15 protein-coding genes are annotated in these 17,744 nt (G+C 60.8%); 8 read left to right on the forward strand and 7 right to left on the reverse strand.

Features of this window, described 5'->3' with window-relative positions; all coding sequences use genetic code 11:
* Window positions 1-65: 65 nt before the first annotated feature.
* The 6 genes from ACZ89R_RS15965 to pilG all read right to left on the reverse strand — a co-directional run bounded on the left by ACZ89R_RS15965 (window position 66) and on the right by pilG (window position 10,016).
* A complete protein-coding gene (locus ACZ89R_RS15965; protein WP_429545270.1) occupies window positions 66-521 on the reverse strand; it encodes a chemotaxis protein CheW in 456 nt (151 codons plus the stop codon).
* A complete protein-coding gene (locus ACZ89R_RS15970; protein ID WP_429545269.1) occupies window positions 514-6,417 on the reverse strand; it encodes an Hpt domain-containing protein in 5,904 nt (1,967 codons plus the stop codon). Before ACZ89R_RS15970 ends, ACZ89R_RS15965 begins: the two co-directional genes overlap by 8 nt.
* Window positions 6,418-6,454: 37 nt before the next feature.
* Window positions 6,455-8,503 (reverse strand): methyl-accepting chemotaxis protein, encoded by a 2,049-nt coding sequence (locus ACZ89R_RS15975; protein ID WP_123500223.1) that lies wholly within the window; start codon window positions 8,501-8,503, stop codon window positions 6,455-6,457.
* A 141-nt stretch (window positions 8,504-8,644) separates the two neighbouring features.
* A complete protein-coding gene (locus ACZ89R_RS15980) occupies window positions 8,645-9,178 on the reverse strand; it encodes a chemotaxis protein CheW (protein WP_429545268.1) in 534 nt (177 codons plus the stop codon).
* Between the two features lie 10 nt (window positions 9,179-9,188).
* Window positions 9,189-9,554 carry a twitching motility response regulator PilH gene (pilH, locus tag ACZ89R_RS15985; protein ID WP_008068134.1) on the reverse strand — a complete coding sequence of 122 codons (366 nt, stop codon included), beginning with the start codon at window positions 9,552-9,554 and terminating at the stop codon, window positions 9,189-9,191.
* A gap of 57 nt (window positions 9,555-9,611) precedes the next feature.
* A complete protein-coding gene (gene pilG / locus ACZ89R_RS15990) occupies window positions 9,612-10,016 on the reverse strand; it encodes a twitching motility response regulator PilG (protein WP_008068133.1) in 405 nt (134 codons plus the stop codon).
* A 233-nt stretch (window positions 10,017-10,249) separates the two neighbouring features.
* Between pilG and gshB the strand changes: the two genes are divergently transcribed.
* The 7 genes from gshB to ACZ89R_RS16025 all read left to right on the forward strand — a co-directional run bounded on the left by gshB (window position 10,250) and on the right by ACZ89R_RS16025 (window position 16,260).
* Complete coding sequence (gene gshB, locus ACZ89R_RS15995; protein WP_429545267.1) at window positions 10,250-11,203, forward strand: glutathione synthase; 954 nt, start codon at window positions 10,250-10,252, stop codon at window positions 11,201-11,203.
* Window positions 11,204-11,268: 65 nt separating this feature from the next.
* A complete protein-coding gene (locus ACZ89R_RS16000) occupies window positions 11,269-12,168 on the forward strand; it encodes an energy transducer TonB (RefSeq protein ID WP_429545266.1) in 900 nt (299 codons plus the stop codon).
* Window positions 12,169-12,347: 179 nt separating this feature from the next.
* Window positions 12,348-12,920, forward strand: coding sequence for a YqgE/AlgH family protein (locus ACZ89R_RS16005; RefSeq protein WP_429545265.1), 573 nt, complete (start codon window positions 12,348-12,350; stop codon window positions 12,918-12,920).
* On the forward strand, window positions 12,920-13,357 hold the full coding sequence (gene ruvX / locus ACZ89R_RS16010) for a Holliday junction resolvase RuvX (protein ID WP_007897947.1): 438 nt from the start codon (window positions 12,920-12,922) through the stop codon (window positions 13,355-13,357). The genes ACZ89R_RS16005 and ruvX overlap by 1 nt, the downstream gene beginning before the upstream one ends.
* 99 nt (window positions 13,358-13,456) lie before the next feature.
* Window positions 13,457-13,960 carry a bifunctional pyr operon transcriptional regulator/uracil phosphoribosyltransferase PyrR gene (pyrR, locus tag ACZ89R_RS16015; RefSeq protein ID WP_007897945.1) on the forward strand — a complete coding sequence of 168 codons (504 nt, stop codon included), beginning with the start codon at window positions 13,457-13,459 and terminating at the stop codon, window positions 13,958-13,960.
* A gap of 27 nt (window positions 13,961-13,987) precedes the next feature.
* Window positions 13,988-14,992: an aspartate carbamoyltransferase catalytic subunit gene (locus ACZ89R_RS16020; protein ID WP_123500233.1), complete on the forward strand. Its 1,005-nt coding sequence runs from the start codon at window positions 13,988-13,990 to the stop codon at window positions 14,990-14,992.
* Window positions 14,989-16,260 carry a dihydroorotase gene (locus tag ACZ89R_RS16025; RefSeq protein ID WP_429545264.1) on the forward strand — a complete coding sequence of 424 codons (1,272 nt, stop codon included), beginning with the start codon at window positions 14,989-14,991 and terminating at the stop codon, window positions 16,258-16,260. The genes ACZ89R_RS16020 and ACZ89R_RS16025 overlap by 4 nt, the downstream gene beginning before the upstream one ends.
* A 112-nt stretch (window positions 16,261-16,372) precedes the next feature.
* Here ACZ89R_RS16025 and ACZ89R_RS16030 read toward each other — a convergent pair whose 3' ends face one another.
* Complete coding sequence (locus ACZ89R_RS16030) at window positions 16,373-16,804, reverse strand: NINE protein (protein WP_192344910.1); 432 nt, start codon at window positions 16,802-16,804, stop codon at window positions 16,373-16,375.
* Between the two features lie 250 nt (window positions 16,805-17,054).
* Between ACZ89R_RS16030 and ACZ89R_RS16035 the strand changes: the two genes are divergently transcribed.
* The gene (locus ACZ89R_RS16035; RefSeq protein ID WP_218395299.1) at window positions 17,055-17,675 is read left to right on the forward strand and encodes a C40 family peptidase; all 621 of its coding nucleotides are present in this window, start codon (window positions 17,055-17,057) and stop codon (window positions 17,673-17,675) included.
* Window positions 17,676-17,744: the final 69 nt, after the last annotated feature.

The following is a 17,744-nucleotide window of genomic DNA, read 5'->3' on the forward strand; positions in this document are numbered from 1 at the left end:
GATTGCAGGTTTTAGGGCCGCTTCGCGACCCAGCGGGAGCAAGCTCCCTCGCCACAGGGATCCGGTCAGACCAGACCGGCACTGACAAGCAGTTCTTCCAGCGCGAGTAAATCCGGCACCTTGGCCACTTGCTCCCCCACCTGCACCGCCGCCTGCTCCAGCGCGCACAACGGCACATCGACATAACTCAACTGGCTATCCAGCTTGTAAGACCGCGGAATCCCCTGCACCAGCAGCGCAATGAACTTCAACTCTGGCCGCCCGCCGAGGGCGTTGAGGATGACAATCCGTGCTCGCTCACCGATCACCACTTTGTTGCCACACGCCGACTCAAAACTAAGCAACGGAATCTGCCGATCCCGCCACTTCACCAACCCCAGATACCACGGAGGTGTGTCGAGGTCGAAGGCGCCGGGTTGGTAATCGATGAGTTCAGCGACAGCGACGTTAGGCAGGATCAGGTTGCGGTCAGCCAGGGGCAGTAGCAGCCCAGTGAGGTTGCTGGAGCGGTGTTCATACATGGGTTTTGCTCCACCGGGCGATGCTGTCGAGCAGCACCGATTCCTGGTACGGCTTGCCGAGGTAGTCGTTGACGCCGATGGCCATGGCACGATCGCGGTGTTTCTGGCCGGTACGGGAGGTGATCATGATGATCGGCAGATGCCGCAAGCGCTCGTCCGCGCGCACCTGGGTCGCCACTTCGAAGCCGTCCATGCGCGGCATTTCGATGTCCAGCAGCATCAGGTCGGGCATGTGTTCTTCGAGCAGCAACATGGCGTCGACACCGTCCTTGGCGATCAGCACGTTCATGCCGTGGCGTTCCAGCAAACGGCTGGTGACCTTGCGCACGGTGACCGAATCGTCGACCACCAGCACCAGCAGCGGCCGTTGCGATTCGGGCTCTACGTCCTGTGTCACTGGTCGTTGCGGCACCCGCGCTTGCATCGCGCGGATCGGCGCCAGCAAGTCGAGAATCAGCACCACCCGGCCATCGCCGAGAATTGTCGCGCCGGACAAACCCTGCACCGCGGCGAACTGCGGGCCAAGGCTTTTGACCACGATTTCCCGGGTGCCGGCCATGGCATCCACCTGCACCGCGACGTGCCGCTCGTTGCATTGCACCAGCAATACCGGCAACGGCAGGCTCTGGCCCAGCAGTTTTGGGCGGGTGCTGGTTTTCAGCAGCTCGCCGAGATAGCACAACTCGTAACGTTGCCCGGCGTATTCGTAGGTCGGCGGATCGAGCCGGTAATGTCCTTCGAGTTCGTTGGGCAACACCCGCACGATGCCGTCGATGGTGTTCAGCGGGATCGCGTATTGATCCTCCCCGCACTGCACCATCAGCGCGCGGTTGACCGATACGGTGAACGGCAAGCGAATCCGGAAGTGCACACCCTGCCCTGGCACCGAGTCGATGGTCATACTGCCGCCGAGCTGCCGGACTTCTTCGTGAACCACGTCCATGCCCACGCCACGCCCGGAGATCTGGGTGATTTTCTCGGCGGTGGAGAACCCCGGTTGCAGGATGAATTGCAGCACGTCGCGGTCGCTGATGTCGCTGTCCGGGTCGAGCAACCCGCGCTTGATCGCCTTGCGCCGCACGGCGTCCAAAGGCACGCCGGCACCGTCGTCGCGGATGTCGAAAATGATGTCACCACCCTCTCGCGACAGGTCGAGGGTGATCTTGCCTTGGGCCGGTTTACCCGCCGCGATACGCACCTCGGCCGATTCCAGCCCATGGTCGACGGCATTGCGCAGCATGTGTTCCAGCGGCGCGGCCATGCGTTCGAGGACGTTGCGGTCCATCTCGCCTTCGGCGTTGCCAACGATGAAGTCCACGTCCTTGCCCAGTTCGCTGGCGACCTGCCGAACGATGCGTTTCAAGCGCGGCAGCATTCGCTCGAACGGCACCATGCGCGTACGCATCAGGCCTTCCTGCAATTCGGTGTTGATGCGGCCCTGCTGTTGCAGCAGGTTTTCCGCGTCCTGATTACGCCGCTCGAGGGTTTCCTTGAGGTCGAGCAGGTCGGAGGCAGACTCGAACAGTGCCCGCGATAACTGTTGCAGCTGCGAGTGACGGTCCATCTCCAGCGGGTCGAATTCTTCGTAGCCCAGGCGTTCGGCGTCGACTTGCTGACGGCTGAGAATCCGCCCCTGGGTTTCGGTATCGAGGCGGCGCAATTGATCGCGCATGCGCTCGATGGTGGTTTCCATCTCGCTCAGGGCCACCCGTGCATCGTTGACCTGTTGTTCGATGCGGCCACGGAAGATTGAAGTTTCCCCGGCCAGGTTGACCAGATCATCGAGCAACTCCGCCGAAACCTTGACCGTATCGGTGCCTTCCGGTTGCAGCGCGGTTGGCTCGGCTTTGGGCGCTACGGGCAGCGTCACGGGTGCCGATGTTTCGGGCACTGCCGGATGGCTGAAATTCTTGATCGCGTCGATCAGCCGATCGGCCGGCGGCAATGGCTGACCGGCGCGTGTGGCGTCGAGCATCTGCGCCAGTCGGTCATGGCTGCGTTGCAACAGCGAAAACAGCTCGGCGGTAGGTTGCAGCACGCCCGCCGACAAGCCTTCGTAGAGGAATTCCAGCTCATGGGCCAGGTCGCCAATCGGCACAATCTCCACCATCCGCGCGCCACCCTTGAGGGTGTGCAAGTCGCGCAGCAGGGTTTCCATTTCCTGGCGATTCGACGGCTCGGCCTGCCAGCGCAACAGCGCCGCGCCGGAGTTCTCAATGATGTCGAAACCTTCTTCGAGGAAGATCTCCAGAAGCTCGGAATCATGACCCGCCGAGTCATGGCTGACCGCTGGTTCGATCGCCTCGGCGCTGCCGGCATTGCCCTGGCGAAACTCACGAATGGCCGCGATCAACTCACCCGGATCACCCAACGGACGGTTGTGCTGCAACTGATCAAGGAACAGGGCCAGTCGGTCATGGCTCTGTTGCAGCAATTGCGCCAGCGCTTCGCTGTGGCTGTAACGGCGGTCCACCAGGCCTTCGTAAAGGTTTTCCAGTTCATGGGCCAGATCGCCGACCGGCTCGACCTCGGCCATCCGCGCACCGCCCTTGAGGGTGTGCAAATCGCGCTGCAAGGACGACAGCGGCGCGGCGTTGTCCGGGGCACTCAGCCAGCGCTGCAAAGCCTGGCCGGCGCTTTCGAGGATATCCACCGCCTCTTCAAGGAAGATCGAAACGATTTCGTCGTCCAGCTCCACCTGCGTCGCGCTCTGCTCCAGCTCGGCGGTGGCGCTGCCCAGTTCGCGGATGCTCAGGGTGCGACTGCCGTCACTGCGGATCAGGCCCATGGACGAGGGATCGAGACTCTCATCGAGCAAGTCGCGCAAGGCACGCACCCGCTGCGGTTGCGCAGTGACTTCCTGGCCTGCGGCCAGTTCGTCGAGCATATTGATCAGCGCTTCATGGGCACTTTGCGCCTCATGAAAAAACCGGTCGCTGACCGCCAGGCTGCTTTCTTCCACAGCGCCATACAGGTCGAGCAAAGCTTCGCAGAGTTCATCCACCGGATGCAGATCGGCCAGGTGCGCGCCTTCGCCGAGGGTGGTCAGTTCGTCCAGTAGCGCGCTGAGTTCCTGTCGCTCGCCGGGATGCTGCTGCCAGCGCTGTAACAGGCTTTCGGCGTCCAGCAGGATGTCCATGCCCTGGGCAAGGAAGTTGTTGATCAGTTGCGGATCGCGCTTGATCCGCAGCTTCGTATTGGGCGTGCTCAACAGGCTGTGCAGACGCTCGGCCAGCACTGCGTGGGTGCGCTCGATCAGCGAGCGGGCGTCGGGGATTTCAGCCAGCGGATCGCTCTTGAGTTGTCGCAGCCCAAGGCGGAACAGCCCTTCGGCTTCCAGCAGCAATTCAACTTCGTCCAGGTCTAGGGCAATCCGGTGCGCCTTGTACTCCCGGGCCAGTTCATCCAGCGACGCCGCCAGCTCGGCAATCGGCAGCACGCCGGCCATCGAGGCGCTGCCCTTCAGGGTGTGCAACGCCCGCTGCAACTCGTCGCTGGCCTGAAGCGGTACGTGTTCGGCGGCTTGGTCGAGGAAGCGATTGAGGCTGCTCAAATGGGTTTCGGCTTCGTTGCGGAAGATCTCCAGCAACAGTGGATCGAGCGCCGCGACATCCTGCACATCCTCATCGGGCACCGGTTTATCACCCTTGGCGAGGGCATGGGCGCGGGCGGCCAGTTGATCGACATCGTTGCGTTGGCGCTGGGCATTGGCGGCGAACTCGGCCACCAGATCCGGCAGCAGCTTCAGCGTATCGCCCACCAGTTGTTGCACCGCAGGCGAAGGTGCAACGCTGTGTTCCAGCACGCGATTGAGCAGGTTTTCCACCGCCCAGGCCAATTCACCCAGCACCAGCGCGCGGACCATTCGGCCACTGCCTTTGAGGGTGTGGAAGGCGCGGCGTAGTTCACTCAAGGCCGATGTGCTGTCGGGGTTGGCCGACCAGCGCGGCAGATACTCCTCAAGGATTTCCAGCACCTCGTCAGTCTCTTCGAGGAAGACGTCCCGTAGCTCATCGTCCACCGGCTCTTCACCGGCGGGCGGCGGCAACAGGCTGCCCGGTGTGGTCAGGGCTGGCGGGTTGACGGACGATACGGGGCTGGCCAGCACATCGGCCAGGGACTGAACGGTTTCGGGGTCATCCAGCTCCTGCATGTCCTGCATAACCAGCGCTTCACTGGGGCTGAGCACATCCTTGAGCATCGGCACCTGCTGTTCAATGGGGAAGAAGCCGAGCGAGGCCAGGCCTTTTTCCGCGACATCGAGCAGGTGTTCCCCCGGTGCTTCGGGGTCGTCGCTGAGGCGCTCCAGGTAATATTCGATGCTGGTGATGACGTCGGCCAGACTGTCCAGTTGCTCCCAGCCGGGCTGGCCCGGGTCCACCAGCAGATGTTCGCGGATGAAGCCGTTGCAGGTCTCGACCAGGCTCGCCGCGCGGGCCAACGGAATCATCGCCAACGCACCGCGCACCTGGGTCAGCAACGCCGGCAAGGGTTGCAAATGCTGGCGGTCCCAGTCGGCGTCGATGTAGTCGACGATCATGTCCTTGGCCTGTTGCAGGCAAATGCGCGCTTCCTTGATCACGATCTGGTGGATCTGCGTCAGATCGGTGGTCGGCAGACGGCTGTCTTCCTGGCTTTGCGGCTCCACGGTGCCGACCATGCCGGCCAGGGTCGCTTCGACGTAGAGCAAGGCCCCGGCGACGTCCATGAGGGTCGCGTCGTTGGGTTCACGCTGGCCCTGAGCGAGGCTCAGCACCACCGCCAGTTGATCGATGATGACCTTGCGTGGCTGGCCGAAACCGAGCACCGCCAGGGTGTCGGCGATTTGCCGCAAAGGCGCCAGCAGGCTTTCGAGGTCCGAGGTGTGTTGACGGTCGCTGCGCACGAACAAGTCCAGGCGCTCCTTGACCCGCACCAGCTCTTCGCACAGCGCCGACAATACCGAGCGCATGGCGTCGCGGTCAGGGCCGGCCAGTCGTGCCCGTTCTTCATCGACCATCGCGCCGTCGGGTAACGCGTCGTCAAGTGAGTAGCGATCTTTCATGGTCAGCATCTGCCCGGTGGGGTGTTCGGCCTTGGCAATATAGAACAACAAACTCTTGAGCAGCTGCGGCGGTGCCGGTTGATTGATTCCAGGCATGCCTTGTTCGAGCAAACGTTTGAGCTCTTTATCGGCGTCCTTGAACAAGCTGCGCAACGCCGGGCTGTTGGCGATCGAGCCATTACGCATGCCCTCGACCAGCGCCGAAGCGACTTGCCATAACGGGCTCAGGGGCGCGTTGTCGCACAGCGCTTCGAGGCGCGCAAACACCCGGGCCAGATAACCGAAGTGGGTTTCGTCATCCTGCTCGCGCAACAAACCGACCAGGGCCATCTGCAACATCTGCCGCAATTTGCGCAGCACATTCGGCAAGTCGGACGGTTCCAGCAGCGCCAAGGCCTCTGGGCCCAGAGGTAGCAGCTCCGGCAGTTGCGGGCTGAACAGGCTGGTTTCCGATAACAGGCTTTCGCCACGGGCGCTGCGCAGGTCGTTGAGCAGCGGCAACACCACCAGCGGTAAGTCACGACGGGCGCCTTGCACCCGGTCGAGGTAAGTCGGCAATTGCCCCAGGGCGTGCAGTAACAGGTGGATCGCCTCGTCGCGATGGCTGACGCGGTTCTGCTGAAGGGCGCTGGTCAACTGCTCGATCTCTTCGGCGAGCAAGGCCGCGCCGTAAAACTCGACCATCTGCAAACTACCGTGAACCTGATGGACACAGGCCAGACACTCACTCAGCGTGTGCGTCGCCTGTGGATCGTCGATCAGGGTTTCGATCGCCTGATGAGCCTGTTTCAGCGTTTCGGCAATCTCGCCTTTGACCCACTCGAGGGCCACATAGTCGTGCCGATCACCCATAACCACTCCAATCAAGATGCATCCGCCCAGAGGCGGTTCAAGCGTTGTCCGCAGACTTGGCCGGCAAGGTGAAACCGGACACCGAACGCCGCAGCTGGCTGGCCATTTTCGCCAGGTTGCCAATGCTCTCGGCGGTGGCGGTGGAGCCGGACGAGGTCTGCGTGGTGATCTGCTGGATCACGTTCATCGTCAGGGAAATCTGGCCGGCCGACGAAGTCTGTTGCTGCGCGGCGTTGGAAATACTCTGGATCAATGCCGCTAGGGTCTTCGATACACCTTCGATTTCTTCCAGGGCCACCCCGGCATCCTGCGCCAGACGCGCGCCGCGCACCACTTCGGTGGTGGTCTGTTCCATGGAAATCACCGCTTCGTTGGTGTCGGCCTGAATCGCCCGCACCAGCGTTTCGATCTGCCGGGTCGCCGCGGACGAACGCTCGGCCAGACGCTGCACTTCGTCAGCCACCACCGCAAAACCGCGCCCGGCGTCACCGGCCATGGAGGCCTGAATCGCCGCGTTGAGGGCGAGGATGTTGGTCTGATCGGCAATGTCATCGATCAAGCTGACAATGTCGCCGATTTCCTGAGAAGACTCACCCAGCCGCTTGATGCGCTTGGCGGTGTCCTGAATCTGCTCGCGAATATTGTCCATGCCATGAATGGTGTTGTGCACCACTTCGTTGCCCTTGTTGGCGATTTCCACCGAGCGTTCGGCCACCGCAGAGGATTCGGCGGCGTTGGCCGAGACCTGATCGATGGACTGGGCCATGTCGTTGATGGCCGTGGAGGCTTCGGAAATCTGCTGCGCCTGATGCTCCGAGGCCTGGGCCAAGTGCATGGCAGTGGCCTGGGTTTCCTGCACAGCGGCGGCGACCTGGCCGGCAGTGAGGTTGATGGTCGCCACCAGATCGCGCAGTTGGTCGACGGAATAGTTGATCGAATCAGCGATGGTCCCGGTGAAGTCTTCGGTCACCGAGGCGGTCACGGTCAGGTCGCCGTCGGCGAGGTCTTCGATTTCGTCCAGCAAACGCATGATCGCGTTCTGGTTGCGCTCGTTCTTCTCGGCGGTTTCACGCAGTTGACGGTTGGTTTCGCGCACCATCACCAGGCCGATGAGGATGATCGACATCAGCGCCAGCAAGCCCAGTACATAACCACCGATAGTGCCGGTGTTACGCCCGCCGGCGAGGTTTTCGAAACGGCTGGCCAGTTGCGAAGCCTCATCGAGCAGGGTTTGCGACAGGGTAAAAATGTTGGTGGCCGATTCACGGACCTTGAACAGTTGTGGCGACGTTTCGAGGATTTCATCCACCGAACCGGATACGAATTCGAACAGCTCGGATATCTCGGTCAACCGGGCGCGCGCATCGCGGTCTTCGACCTGGCTGATTTTCAGCGCCGCGTTGCCTTGAAGCATGCCGTTGAGCACCAGGCCGAAACGCGCCGCGTCGCGACCGAAAGCGTCGGCCGCCTGCTGCGAATTTTCATCACCGGACAGCACGGTATTCACCGCACCAAGAATCCGCTCGGCCAGCAGCGACTGACGCTGGGCCATCGCCACTTGAGTGGCCGGGGCGCCACGTTGCAGGAGGGTTTCGACGACCTTTTCATACTCGACCTGCAACTGCGGCACGGTTTCGGCCAGCGTTGCGGCGACTTGATGCAAGGACAACACGGTCTGTTCGCTGGAGAGGATAGCGTCGGTGTTTTTCAGCAGACGCTCCCAATCCAGCTGCACGGCGCGCATTTCCGGGCGCACGGTGGACGGTGCCGGCGGCAGGCCGGTGGAAGGATCGCCTTTCTTCAGGTAACCCCAACGCTGGGCGAAGTCATTGCGTGCATCGCTGAGCAACTTGAACGCCGCGGCCTTGCCGGCGGCGGCTTCGGTGGCGTTCTTGGCGATGCGTTGGGACAACACGCGCAGCTCACCGGCGTGGCCGATGTACTGTTTATCGTAATTCGCCTGGGTGTTGAGGTACGCGAAGTTGGCGAACAGCAGCATGATGAAGACGATCAACGCGATGAACAGCGCAATGATCTGCGACCGACTGCGCGACCCTTCTGGCTTGCCTGTTTTTGCTTTTATCATCGGTTCTCGCCTGTTAACCAACACCCTGTAAAGCTTGCCGAAGAACCTGTGGGAGCGAGCCTGCTCGCGATTCAGGCGCCGCGATGTATCAGGAAGCACCGCGTTATCGTTCAATCGCGAGCAGGCTCGCTCCCACAGGGTTTACAGCGCTACGTTCATGAAACTCTGTGACTGCGCCAACGCAAACGGACTGAATACCTGCCAATTCTGCTCACGCTGAAACCGGCCTTTGATGAACGGTGCAATCGGGCCGCTCAAGGTATCTACCGGTTCCAGGCTGTCCTGGGCAAAGTGCTGCAAGCCAAACACTTCATCGACCAGTAACCCGGCAAACACCTCGTTGTGCTCCACCACCAAAACCCGCCGCTGCTTGCGCAGATTCGACAGTTCATGACCGATGAAGCCACTCAAATCCATGATCGGCAGCAGGCGCCCGCGCAGGTTCGCCACGCCCTTGACCCAGGGCTTGACCCCCGGCAATTGGGTAACGCGCGGTTCGTGCAGGACTTCGCTGACTTCGCCCATGGGCGCGACGTACCAATGCTCGCCCAAGCGAAAGCCGATGCCGCTCCAGCTGTCCTGTCGGGTCTGCTGGGACGGCAGGTCCGCCGCCAGCAGACGACAGCGCTGGTCAATCTGCAGCAGCAGTTCGAAAGCCGTTAGCGACTCGGTCATGACCGGACGATCAACCGGCCAGCACGTTGTTCAGGGTTTTGATCAGGGTCTCTTCGTCGACCGGTTTGGTCAGGTAGTCCTTGGCGCCCTGGCGCGTGCCCCAGACCTTGTCGGTTTCCTGATCCTTGGTGGTAATGATGATTACCGGAATGTGCCCGGTTTCCGGGTCTTTGGTCAGCTGACGGGTCGCCTGGAAACCGTTGAGGCCGGGCATGACGATATCCATCAGCACCGCGTCGGGTTTTTCCTGACGGGCCAGCGCCACGCCGTCGGCGCCGTTTTCGGCTTTCAACACTTCATGACCGTGCTTTTCGAGCATGCCGGTCAGTTTGTACATTTCGGTCGGCGAGTCATCGACGATCAGAATACGTGCCATGGTCTTCCCCATTCTTGTCGACACCGGGCCCCATGGCCGAGTGTCACTGTGCGTGTCCTACTGCGGCGAAACGGCGGTGAAGCCCGGTACATGGGCCTGAATCGCGTTCAGCAGTTCTTCCTTGCTGAAAGGCTTGGTCAAAAACTGGTCGGAACCGACGATCCGCCCCTTGGCCTTGTCGAACAACCCGTCCTTGGACGACAGCATAATCACTGGCGTGGACTTGAACGCACTGTTGTTCTTGATTAAAGCGCAGGTCTGATAACCATCCAGACGCGGCATCATGATGTCGACAAAGATGATGCCGGGGTGATTGTCGGCAATCTTGGCCAGGGCATCGAAACCATCGATTGCGGTGATGACTTCACAGCCCACGTTTTTCAACAGCGTTTCGGCGGTGCGACGAATCGTTTTCGAATCATCGATCACCATGACCTTCAAGGCGCTGGAATGCTGTTCCATAGTGGCTCTACCGTCGCCTTTGTGAATCAATTTGTCCGTTTGCCGCTCATCGCCGGCTCGAAACCCTTGATACTTAAGGGCCAACAGGGCATGGCAGTCTTTTTAGCACAGTCTCCCCATCCAATCTATCGGGCGACCCTGGCGGTGGTTTTTCCTTGACCGGGAACACACTCAGCGCCACTCTGACGCCACTTTTTCACAACACTTTCCACCCCAATTTCGAGGAAAACCCCATGAGCGTTCGCGTCGGGATTGTCATGGATCCTATCGCCAGCATCTCCTATAAAAAGGATAGCTCGCTGGCCATGCTGCTGGCCGCGCAAAAGCGTGGCTGGGAACTGTTCTATATGGAACAGCGCGATTTGTATCAGGCTGAAGGCGAGGCTCGCGGGCGGATGCGTCCGCTGAAGGTGTTCGCCAACCCGGAAAAATGGTTTGAGCTGGGCGCCGAAAGCGATGCACTGCTGAGCGATCTGGACGTGATCCTGATGCGCAAGGATCCGCCGTTCGACATGGAATTCGTCTATTCCACGTATTTGCTGGAACAAGCGGAAAATGCCGGCGTACTGGTGGTCAACAAGCCGCAAAGCCTGCGTGACTGCAACGAAAAGCTGTTCGCCACGCTGTTCCCGCAGTGCACACCGCCGACCATCGTCAGCCGTCGCCCCGACGTGTTGCGTGAATTCGCCGACCATCACGGTGACGTGATCCTCAAGCCGCTGGACGGCATGGGCGGCTCGTCGATCTTCCGTCACACCGCTGGCCACCCGAACCTGTCGGTAATCCTCGAAACCCTGACCTTGCATGGCCGGCAGCAGATCATGATCCAGGGTTACCTGCCGGCGATCATTGATGGCGACAAGCGCATCCTGATGATCGACGGCGAACCAGTGGATTACTGCCTGGCGCGGATTCCCGCGCTCGGTGAAACCCGTGGCAACCTCGCCGCCGGTGGCCGTGGCGAAGCCCGACCGCTGACCGAGAAGGATCGCTGGATCGCCGCGCAAGTCGGCCCGACCCTGCGTGAGAAGGGCTTGCTGTTCGTCGGTCTCGACGTAATCGGTGAGCATCTGACCGAAATCAACGTCACCAGCCCGACCTGCATTCGCGAGATCGATAACGCGTTCGGCACCGACATTGGTGGCCTTCTGATGGATGCCATCGATCAGAAGCTCAAGGCTCGTTGATAGAGACAACCAACATTGCGTTATCATCCCCGGCTTGTAAAAAACGCGATGTTGGTTTTCTTGTTATGACACTCCCGTCCGATCTGCCCCCTGAACTCGCCCACCGTGGCGTGCGTCCGGCTGATCGCCTCGGTTTCACCCTGTTTCTCGCGGTGCTGATCCACCTGGCCTTGCTGTTGGGCGTCGGGTTCTCCATGGTCGAACCCCAGCAAATCAGCAAAACCCTGGAAATCACCCTCGCCACGTTCAAAAGCGAAAAGAAGCCGGAAAAAGCTGACTTTCTCGCCCAGGAAAATCAGGAAGGCAGCGGCACCCTGGAAAAAAAGGCGACGCCCAAGACCACCGAGGTCGCGCCCTTCCAGGACAACAAGGTGCAGCCAGTCACCCCACCGCCAACCGCCACGCCGCCAGTGCCTGAAGCAGCCCCCAAGGCAGCCGTGACGACCGTCGCGCCGAAACCGAAAAAAACCGCGACCAAGCGCGAAGAGATCAAGACCGATACCAAACCCAAGGTCGTGGCACCGACCTTCGACAGCGCGCAGCTGTCCAGCGACATCGCCAGCCTGGAAGCGGAACTGGCCAGTGAACAACAGCTTTACGCCAAGCGCCCGCGCATCCACCGCTTGAGTGCCGCATCGACCATGCGCGACAAGGGTGCCTGGTACAAAGATGAATGGCGCAAGAAGGTCGAGCGCATCGGCAACCTCAACTACCCCGACGAAGCCCGGCGCAAACAGATTTACGGCAATTTGCGACTGATGGTCTCGATCAACCGCGATGGCTCGCTGTATGAAGTGCTGGTGCTGGAATCGTCCGGCCAGCCACTGCTGGACCAGGCGGCGCAGCGCATCGTAAGGCTCGCGGCGCCGTTTGCACCGTTTACCGGGGATCTGTCAGACATCGATCGTCTGGAAATTATTCGGACGTGGAAGTTTGCGCGTGGGGACAAGCTCTCCAGCAACTGACACCCCACAAATCCCTGTGGGAGCGAGCCTGCTCGCGATGGCGGTCTGCCTGACACCTCAATTTTGAACGTACCGCCGTCATCGCGAGCAGGCTCGCTCCCACATTTGGTCTATGCCGACTGCCAAATTGCGGCATCCTCGGCTTGTCAGTTCGCCCCTCCAACGCCACACTAGCGCTCATGAAGAACGTCAGCCCCAGCTACCTCAAGCATCACTTCCTGATCGCCATGCCTCACATGGCCGACCCGAACTTTGCGCACACCTTGACCTACATCGTCGAGCACACGGCCAATGGTGCCATGGGGCTGGTGGTCAACCGCCCGCAGGACCTGAACCTGGCCGATATTCTCGAGCAATTGCGCCCCGATATCGAACCACCAGTGCTCTGCCAGCACGTGCCGATCTTTATGGGTGGCCCGGTGCAAACCGATCGCGGTTTTGTCCTGCACCCATCGGGCAAATCTTTTCAGGCGACCGTTGATCTGGAAGGCGACTTGTCCCTGTCGACCTCCCAGGACGTGCTGTTCGCCATCGCCGACGGCGTCGGCCCCGCGAAAAGCCTGATCACCCTCGGCTACGCCGGTTGGGAAGCCGGGCAACTGGAAGCCGAACTGGCCGACAACGCCTGGCTGACCTGCCCGTTCGATGCCGACATCCTGTTCAACACCAGCAGCGAATTACGTCTTGAAGCGGCGGCCAAACACCTGGGCGTCAATCTCAGCCTGCTTACCAACCAGGCGGGGCACGCCTGATGGCCCTGCGGTTGATTTTGGGTTTCGACTACGGCACCAAACAGATCGGCGTTGCGGTCGGTCAGGTGATTACCGGTCAGGCCCGCGAGCTGTGCACCTTGAAGGCACAAAACGGCATTCCTGACTGGAATCAGGTCGAAGCCCTGATTAAAGAATGGAAACCCGACGCTGTGGTGGTCGGCCTGCCGCTGAACATGGACGGCACGCCGAGCGACATGTGCCTGCGGGCCGAAAAGTTCGCCCGGCGCCTGAACGGCCGCTACAACCTGCCCTTTTATACGCATGACGAACGCCTGACCACTTTCGAGGCCAAGGGCGAACGCCTGGTCCGTGGCGGCCAGAAAGGCAGTTACCGCGACAACCCGGTCGATGCCATCGCCGCCGCGCTGCTGTTGCAAGGCTGGCTCGACGAAAACACCGCGCTGTTCGAATCCTGACCGCACCTAATTCTGAAGAGCCGCTGCGGCGTCTCCCTTAGCTACAACCCGAGCCACCCCTCAAGCAGCATCCGGCTCGGGACAAAGAAGGAGCAAACCATGAGCCTGCCCAATCCCGCCGAACTGATCAGCCAGATGGCGATCCGTCTCAAGGCTTATCTGGAAAACCGTGGCATCAGTGAACCGCGCTACATCGGCATTCGGACCGGTGGCGTCTGGGTCGCGCAGGCGTTGCTCGATGAACTGGGCAGCGATTCGCCCCTGGGCACCCTGGACGTTTCGTTCTACCGCGACGACTTCAGCCAGAACGGCCTGCACCCACAAGTACGCCCATCGGCGCTACCGTTCGAGATCGAAGGCCAGCACCTGGTGCTGATCGATGACGTGCTGATGAGCGGTCGGACCATCCGCGCTGCAATGAACGAACTCTTCGACTACGGCCGCCCGGCCAGCGTGACGCTGGTATGCCTGCTGGACCTGGACGCCGGTGAACTGCCGATCCGGCCGAACGTGGTTGGCGCGACGCTGTCGCTGGCAGCCCATGAGCGCGTGAAGTTGTCCGGCCCGGAACTCAAGCTCGAACTTCAAGACCTCGCCCTTTAATTCGCCCTATTGAGAGTCCCCCTCGCGATGACGCCTCTAGAAACCAAGCGCCCGCTGCAGCTCAATGAACAGGGCCAGCTGCGCCACTTCCTCTCGCTCGACGGTTTGCGCCGCGAGCTGCTGACGGAAATCCTCGACACCGCCGACTCGTTCCTCGAGGTTGGCGCCCGGGCGGTGAAGAAAGTCCCGTTGCTGCGCGGCAAAACCGTGTGCAACGTGTTCTTCGAGAACTCCACCCGCACCCGCACCACCTTCGAACTGGCGGCTCAGCGGCTGTCGGCTGACGTGATCACCCTGAACGTGTCCACGTCGTCGGCGAGCAAGGGCGAAACCCTGCTCGACACCCTGCGCAACCTGGAAGCCATGGCCGCCGACATGTTTGTCGTGCGTCACGGTGATTCCGGCGCGGCGCACTTCATCGCCGAGCATGTCTGCCCGCAAGTGGCGATCATCAACGGCGGCGACGGCCGTCACGCCCACCCGACCCAGGGCATGCTCGACATGCTCACTATTCGTCGGCACAAGGGCGGCTTCGAAAACCTTTCGGTAGCCATCGTCGGCGACATCCTGCACTCGCGGGTAGCGCGCTCGAACATGCTGGCCCTGAAAACCCTTGGCTGCCCGGACATCCGCGTGATTGCGCCGAAAACCCTGCTGCCGATCGGCATCGAGCAATACGGCGTGAAGGTGTACACCGACATGACCGAAGGCCTGAAAGACGTCGACGTGGTGATCATGCTGCGCCTGCAGCGTGAACGTATGACCGGCGGCCTGCTGCCGAGCGAAGGCGAGTTCTACCGCCTGTTCGGCCTGACCACCGCGCGTCTGGCCGGGGCTAAACCGGATTGCATCGTCATGCACCCGGGGCCGATCAACCGCGGGGTGGAAATTGAGTCGGCGGTGGCCGACGGCCCGCACTCGGTGATCCTCAACCAGGTGACCTACGGCATCGCGATTCGTATGGCTGTGCTGTCCATGGCCATGAGCGGGCAAACAGCCCAGCGCCAATTCGAGCAGGAGAACGCCCAGTGAAGCTCAGCATTCTCGGCGCACGCGTTATCGATCCGGCCAGCGGCCTGGATCAAGTGACTGATATCCACGTTGAAGCCTGCAAGGTCGTCGCCCTCGGCGCCGCTCCAGCAGGTTTCGTTGCAGTAGACACCATCGACGCCAAAGGCCTGGTTGCCGCCCCCGGCCTGGTTGACCTGAACGTCGCCCTACGCGAGCCGGGTTACAGCCGCAAAGGCTCGATTGCCAGCGAAACCCGCGCCGCGGCGGCCGGTGGCGTGACCAGCCTGTGCTGCCCACCGAAAACCAAACCGGTGCTGGACACCTCGGCCGTGGCCGAACTGATCCTCGACCGCGCCCGCGAAGCCGGCAACACCAAAGTCTTCCCGATCGGCGCCCTGAGCAAAGGCCTGGATGGCGAACAGCTGGCCGAACTGGTCGCCTTGCGCGATGCCGGCTGCGTGGCCTTCGGCAACGGTCTGGAGAGCTTCCGCAACACCCGCACCCTGTGTCGGGCGCTGGAATACGCAGCGACGTTCGATCTGACGGTGATTTTCAACTCGCAAGACCATGATCTGGCCGAAGGTGGCTTGGCTCACGAAGGTCCGACGGCGAGTTTCCTCGGTTTGCCGGGCATTCCGGAAACCGCTGAAACCGTGGCCCTGGCCCGGGACCTGCTGCTGGTCGAGCAAAGCGGCGTGCGTGCGCACTTCAGCCAGCTCACCAGCGCCCGCGGTGTGGCGCTGATCGCCCAAGCCCAGGCCCGTGGCCTGAAGGTCACGGCGGACGTGGCGTTGTATCAACTGATCCTCACCGACGAAGCGCTGATCGACTTCAGCAGCCTCTATCACGTCCAACCGCCGCTGCGCACTCGTGCGGACCGCGACGGCCTGCGGGCAGCGGTGAAGTCGGGGGTGGTGTCAGCCATCTCCAGCCATCACCAGCCCCATGAACGCGATGCCAAACTGGCGCCGTTCGGTGCCACCGAACCGGGCATCAGCAGTGTTGAACTGCTGCTGCCGCTGGCGATGACCTTGGTGGAAGACGGTTTGCTCGACTTGCCGACGCTGCTCGCACGCTTGAGCGCCGGTCCTGCCGAAGCGTTGCGTTTACCAGCGGGAAAATTGGCGGTGGGAGGGCCGGCAGATATCGTGCTGTTCGACCCTGCAGCCTCGACCGTGGCCGGTGAGAACTGGTTGTCGAAGGGCGAAAACTGTCCGTTCGTTGGCCATAGCTTGCCGGGTGTGGTGCGTTACACCCTGGTGGATGGACGGATCAGTCACCAGGCTTAACACCGCGCTGCCTGCATTCGCGAGCAAGCCCGCTCCCACACTTGACCTTCAGCGAACACAGAATTTGTGTACGACCGAAAACACATGTGGGAGCGGGCTTGCTCGCGAAGGCTTACTGGAAGGCGCCTCTATTCTGGGCATTGCGAATCGACACCTGGTCATTCAACGTCCAGAAGTCATACAACACCCCCAGAAAGAACAACCCGCCTGTCACCAGATACAGCAACCCGCTGATCCATTTCCCCTGATACATCCGGTGCACACCGAATACCCCCAGAAACGTCAGTAGAATCCACGCAACGTTGTATTCGATGGGGCCAGCGGTAAAGCGCAGGTCCGCTTCACGGTCCATGGAGGGGATCAGAAACAGGTCGATCAACCAGCCGATACCCAGCAAGCCGAAGGTAAAAAACCAGATTGTCCCGGTCACCGGCTTGCCGTAATAGAAGCGGTGAGCCCCGGTAAAACCGAAAATCCACAACAGGTAACCAATCACTTTGCTGTGTGTGTCTTGCTCTGAAACGGGGTGTTGATAGGTGTTCATGGATGACCTCGACTCACACGATAGAGAAATATTCTTGAATTCTTTGTGACTTTTTTACAGGCGGCCGACATACGGCAAATGCTAACTTCACTCCTGCCAAAGCCTTGTAATACCTGACTTTTGTCAGACAACCCACGTCAACTTTGCCGATTTTTAGTTCCGCGGCCCGCCGTTTGAATCGACCAACGGCCTCGGAAGGGCCAAAAAAGCTGTTATAAAGTTGCGCGTTCACCCATATGAGCCTTGCCTAATGCGTCCATTTTTCAAGACATGGCTAACCATTTGCCTATTATTGCCCCTGGCCGCCCACGCCACCAATCGTGAGCAACGTCTTCCTAGCGTTAATGGTTACACCCCAAAATCCCACGTTTCTGCTCCTTCGAGCAAAAACAAACAAACAGTAAAACGCTCCAGCCAATTGAGCAGCGTAAACAGCAAGCTGGTCCCGCCGATGGCCAGCAAGGAAAGCAGCAACGTGTTGAGCCGCGCGGTAAACGTGCTCGGTACGCCTTATCGTTGGGGCGGCAGCAGCCCAAGTAAAGGGTTCGATTGCAGCGGTCTGGTGAAATACGCGTTCAATGACGCCACGTTTGACCTGCCACGTACCTCCAACGCCATGGCCAGTGGTCATGGCGAGAAGGTCGATCGCAATGATCTGAAGCCAGGCGACCTGATTTTCTTCAACATCAAGAGCCGCCGGGTCAATCATGTTGCCATCTACCTGGGTAACGACCGCTTCATCCACGCACCCCGCCGTGGCAAGTCGGTGAGCATCGACACCCTGAAGAAACCGTATTGGGAAAGCCACTACGTGGTTGCCAAGCGGGTTCTGCCGAAAGAACAGAACGCATTGCGGGTTGTTCAGCGCTGATTTCAAGCAAGATCAAAAGATCGCAGCCTTCGGCAGCTCCTACACGGGAACACGTATTCCCATGTAGGA

Source organism: Pseudomonas sp. TE3728 (assembly GCF_056279145.1).

Coding starts and splice junctions, on each gene's coding strand:
- ACZ89R_RS15965 (WP_429545270.1), bottom strand. CDS start 521: ATGTATGAACACCGCTCCAGCAACCTCACTGGGCTGCTACTGCCCCTG.
- ACZ89R_RS15970 (WP_429545269.1), bottom strand. CDS start 6,417: ATGGGTGATCGGCACGACTATGTGGCCCTCGAGTGGGTCAAAGGCGAG.
- ACZ89R_RS15975 (WP_123500223.1), bottom strand. CDS start 8,503: ATGATAAAAGCAAAAACAGGCAAGCCAGAAGGGTCGCGCAGTCGGTCG.
- ACZ89R_RS15980 (WP_429545268.1), bottom strand. CDS start 9,178: ATGACCGAGTCGCTAACGGCTTTCGAACTGCTGCTGCAGATTGACCAG.
- pilH (WP_008068134.1), bottom strand. CDS start 9,554: ATGGCACGTATTCTGATCGTCGATGACTCGCCGACCGAAATGTACAAA.
- pilG (WP_008068133.1), bottom strand. CDS start 10,016: ATGGAACAGCATTCCAGCGCCTTGAAGGTCATGGTGATCGATGATTCG.
- gshB (WP_429545267.1), top strand. CDS start 10,250: ATGAGCGTTCGCGTCGGGATTGTCATGGATCCTATCGCCAGCATCTCC.
- ACZ89R_RS16000 (WP_429545266.1), top strand. CDS start 11,269: ATGACACTCCCGTCCGATCTGCCCCCTGAACTCGCCCACCGTGGCGTG.
- ACZ89R_RS16005 (WP_429545265.1), top strand. CDS start 12,348: ATGAAGAACGTCAGCCCCAGCTACCTCAAGCATCACTTCCTGATCGCC.
- ruvX (WP_007897947.1), top strand. CDS start 12,920: ATGGCCCTGCGGTTGATTTTGGGTTTCGACTACGGCACCAAACAGATC.
- pyrR (WP_007897945.1), top strand. CDS start 13,457: ATGAGCCTGCCCAATCCCGCCGAACTGATCAGCCAGATGGCGATCCGT.
- ACZ89R_RS16020 (WP_123500233.1), top strand. CDS start 13,988: ATGACGCCTCTAGAAACCAAGCGCCCGCTGCAGCTCAATGAACAGGGC.
- ACZ89R_RS16030 (WP_192344910.1), bottom strand. CDS start 16,804: ATGAACACCTATCAACACCCCGTTTCAGAGCAAGACACACACAGCAAA.
- ACZ89R_RS16035 (WP_218395299.1), top strand. CDS start 17,055: ATGCGTCCATTTTTCAAGACATGGCTAACCATTTGCCTATTATTGCCC.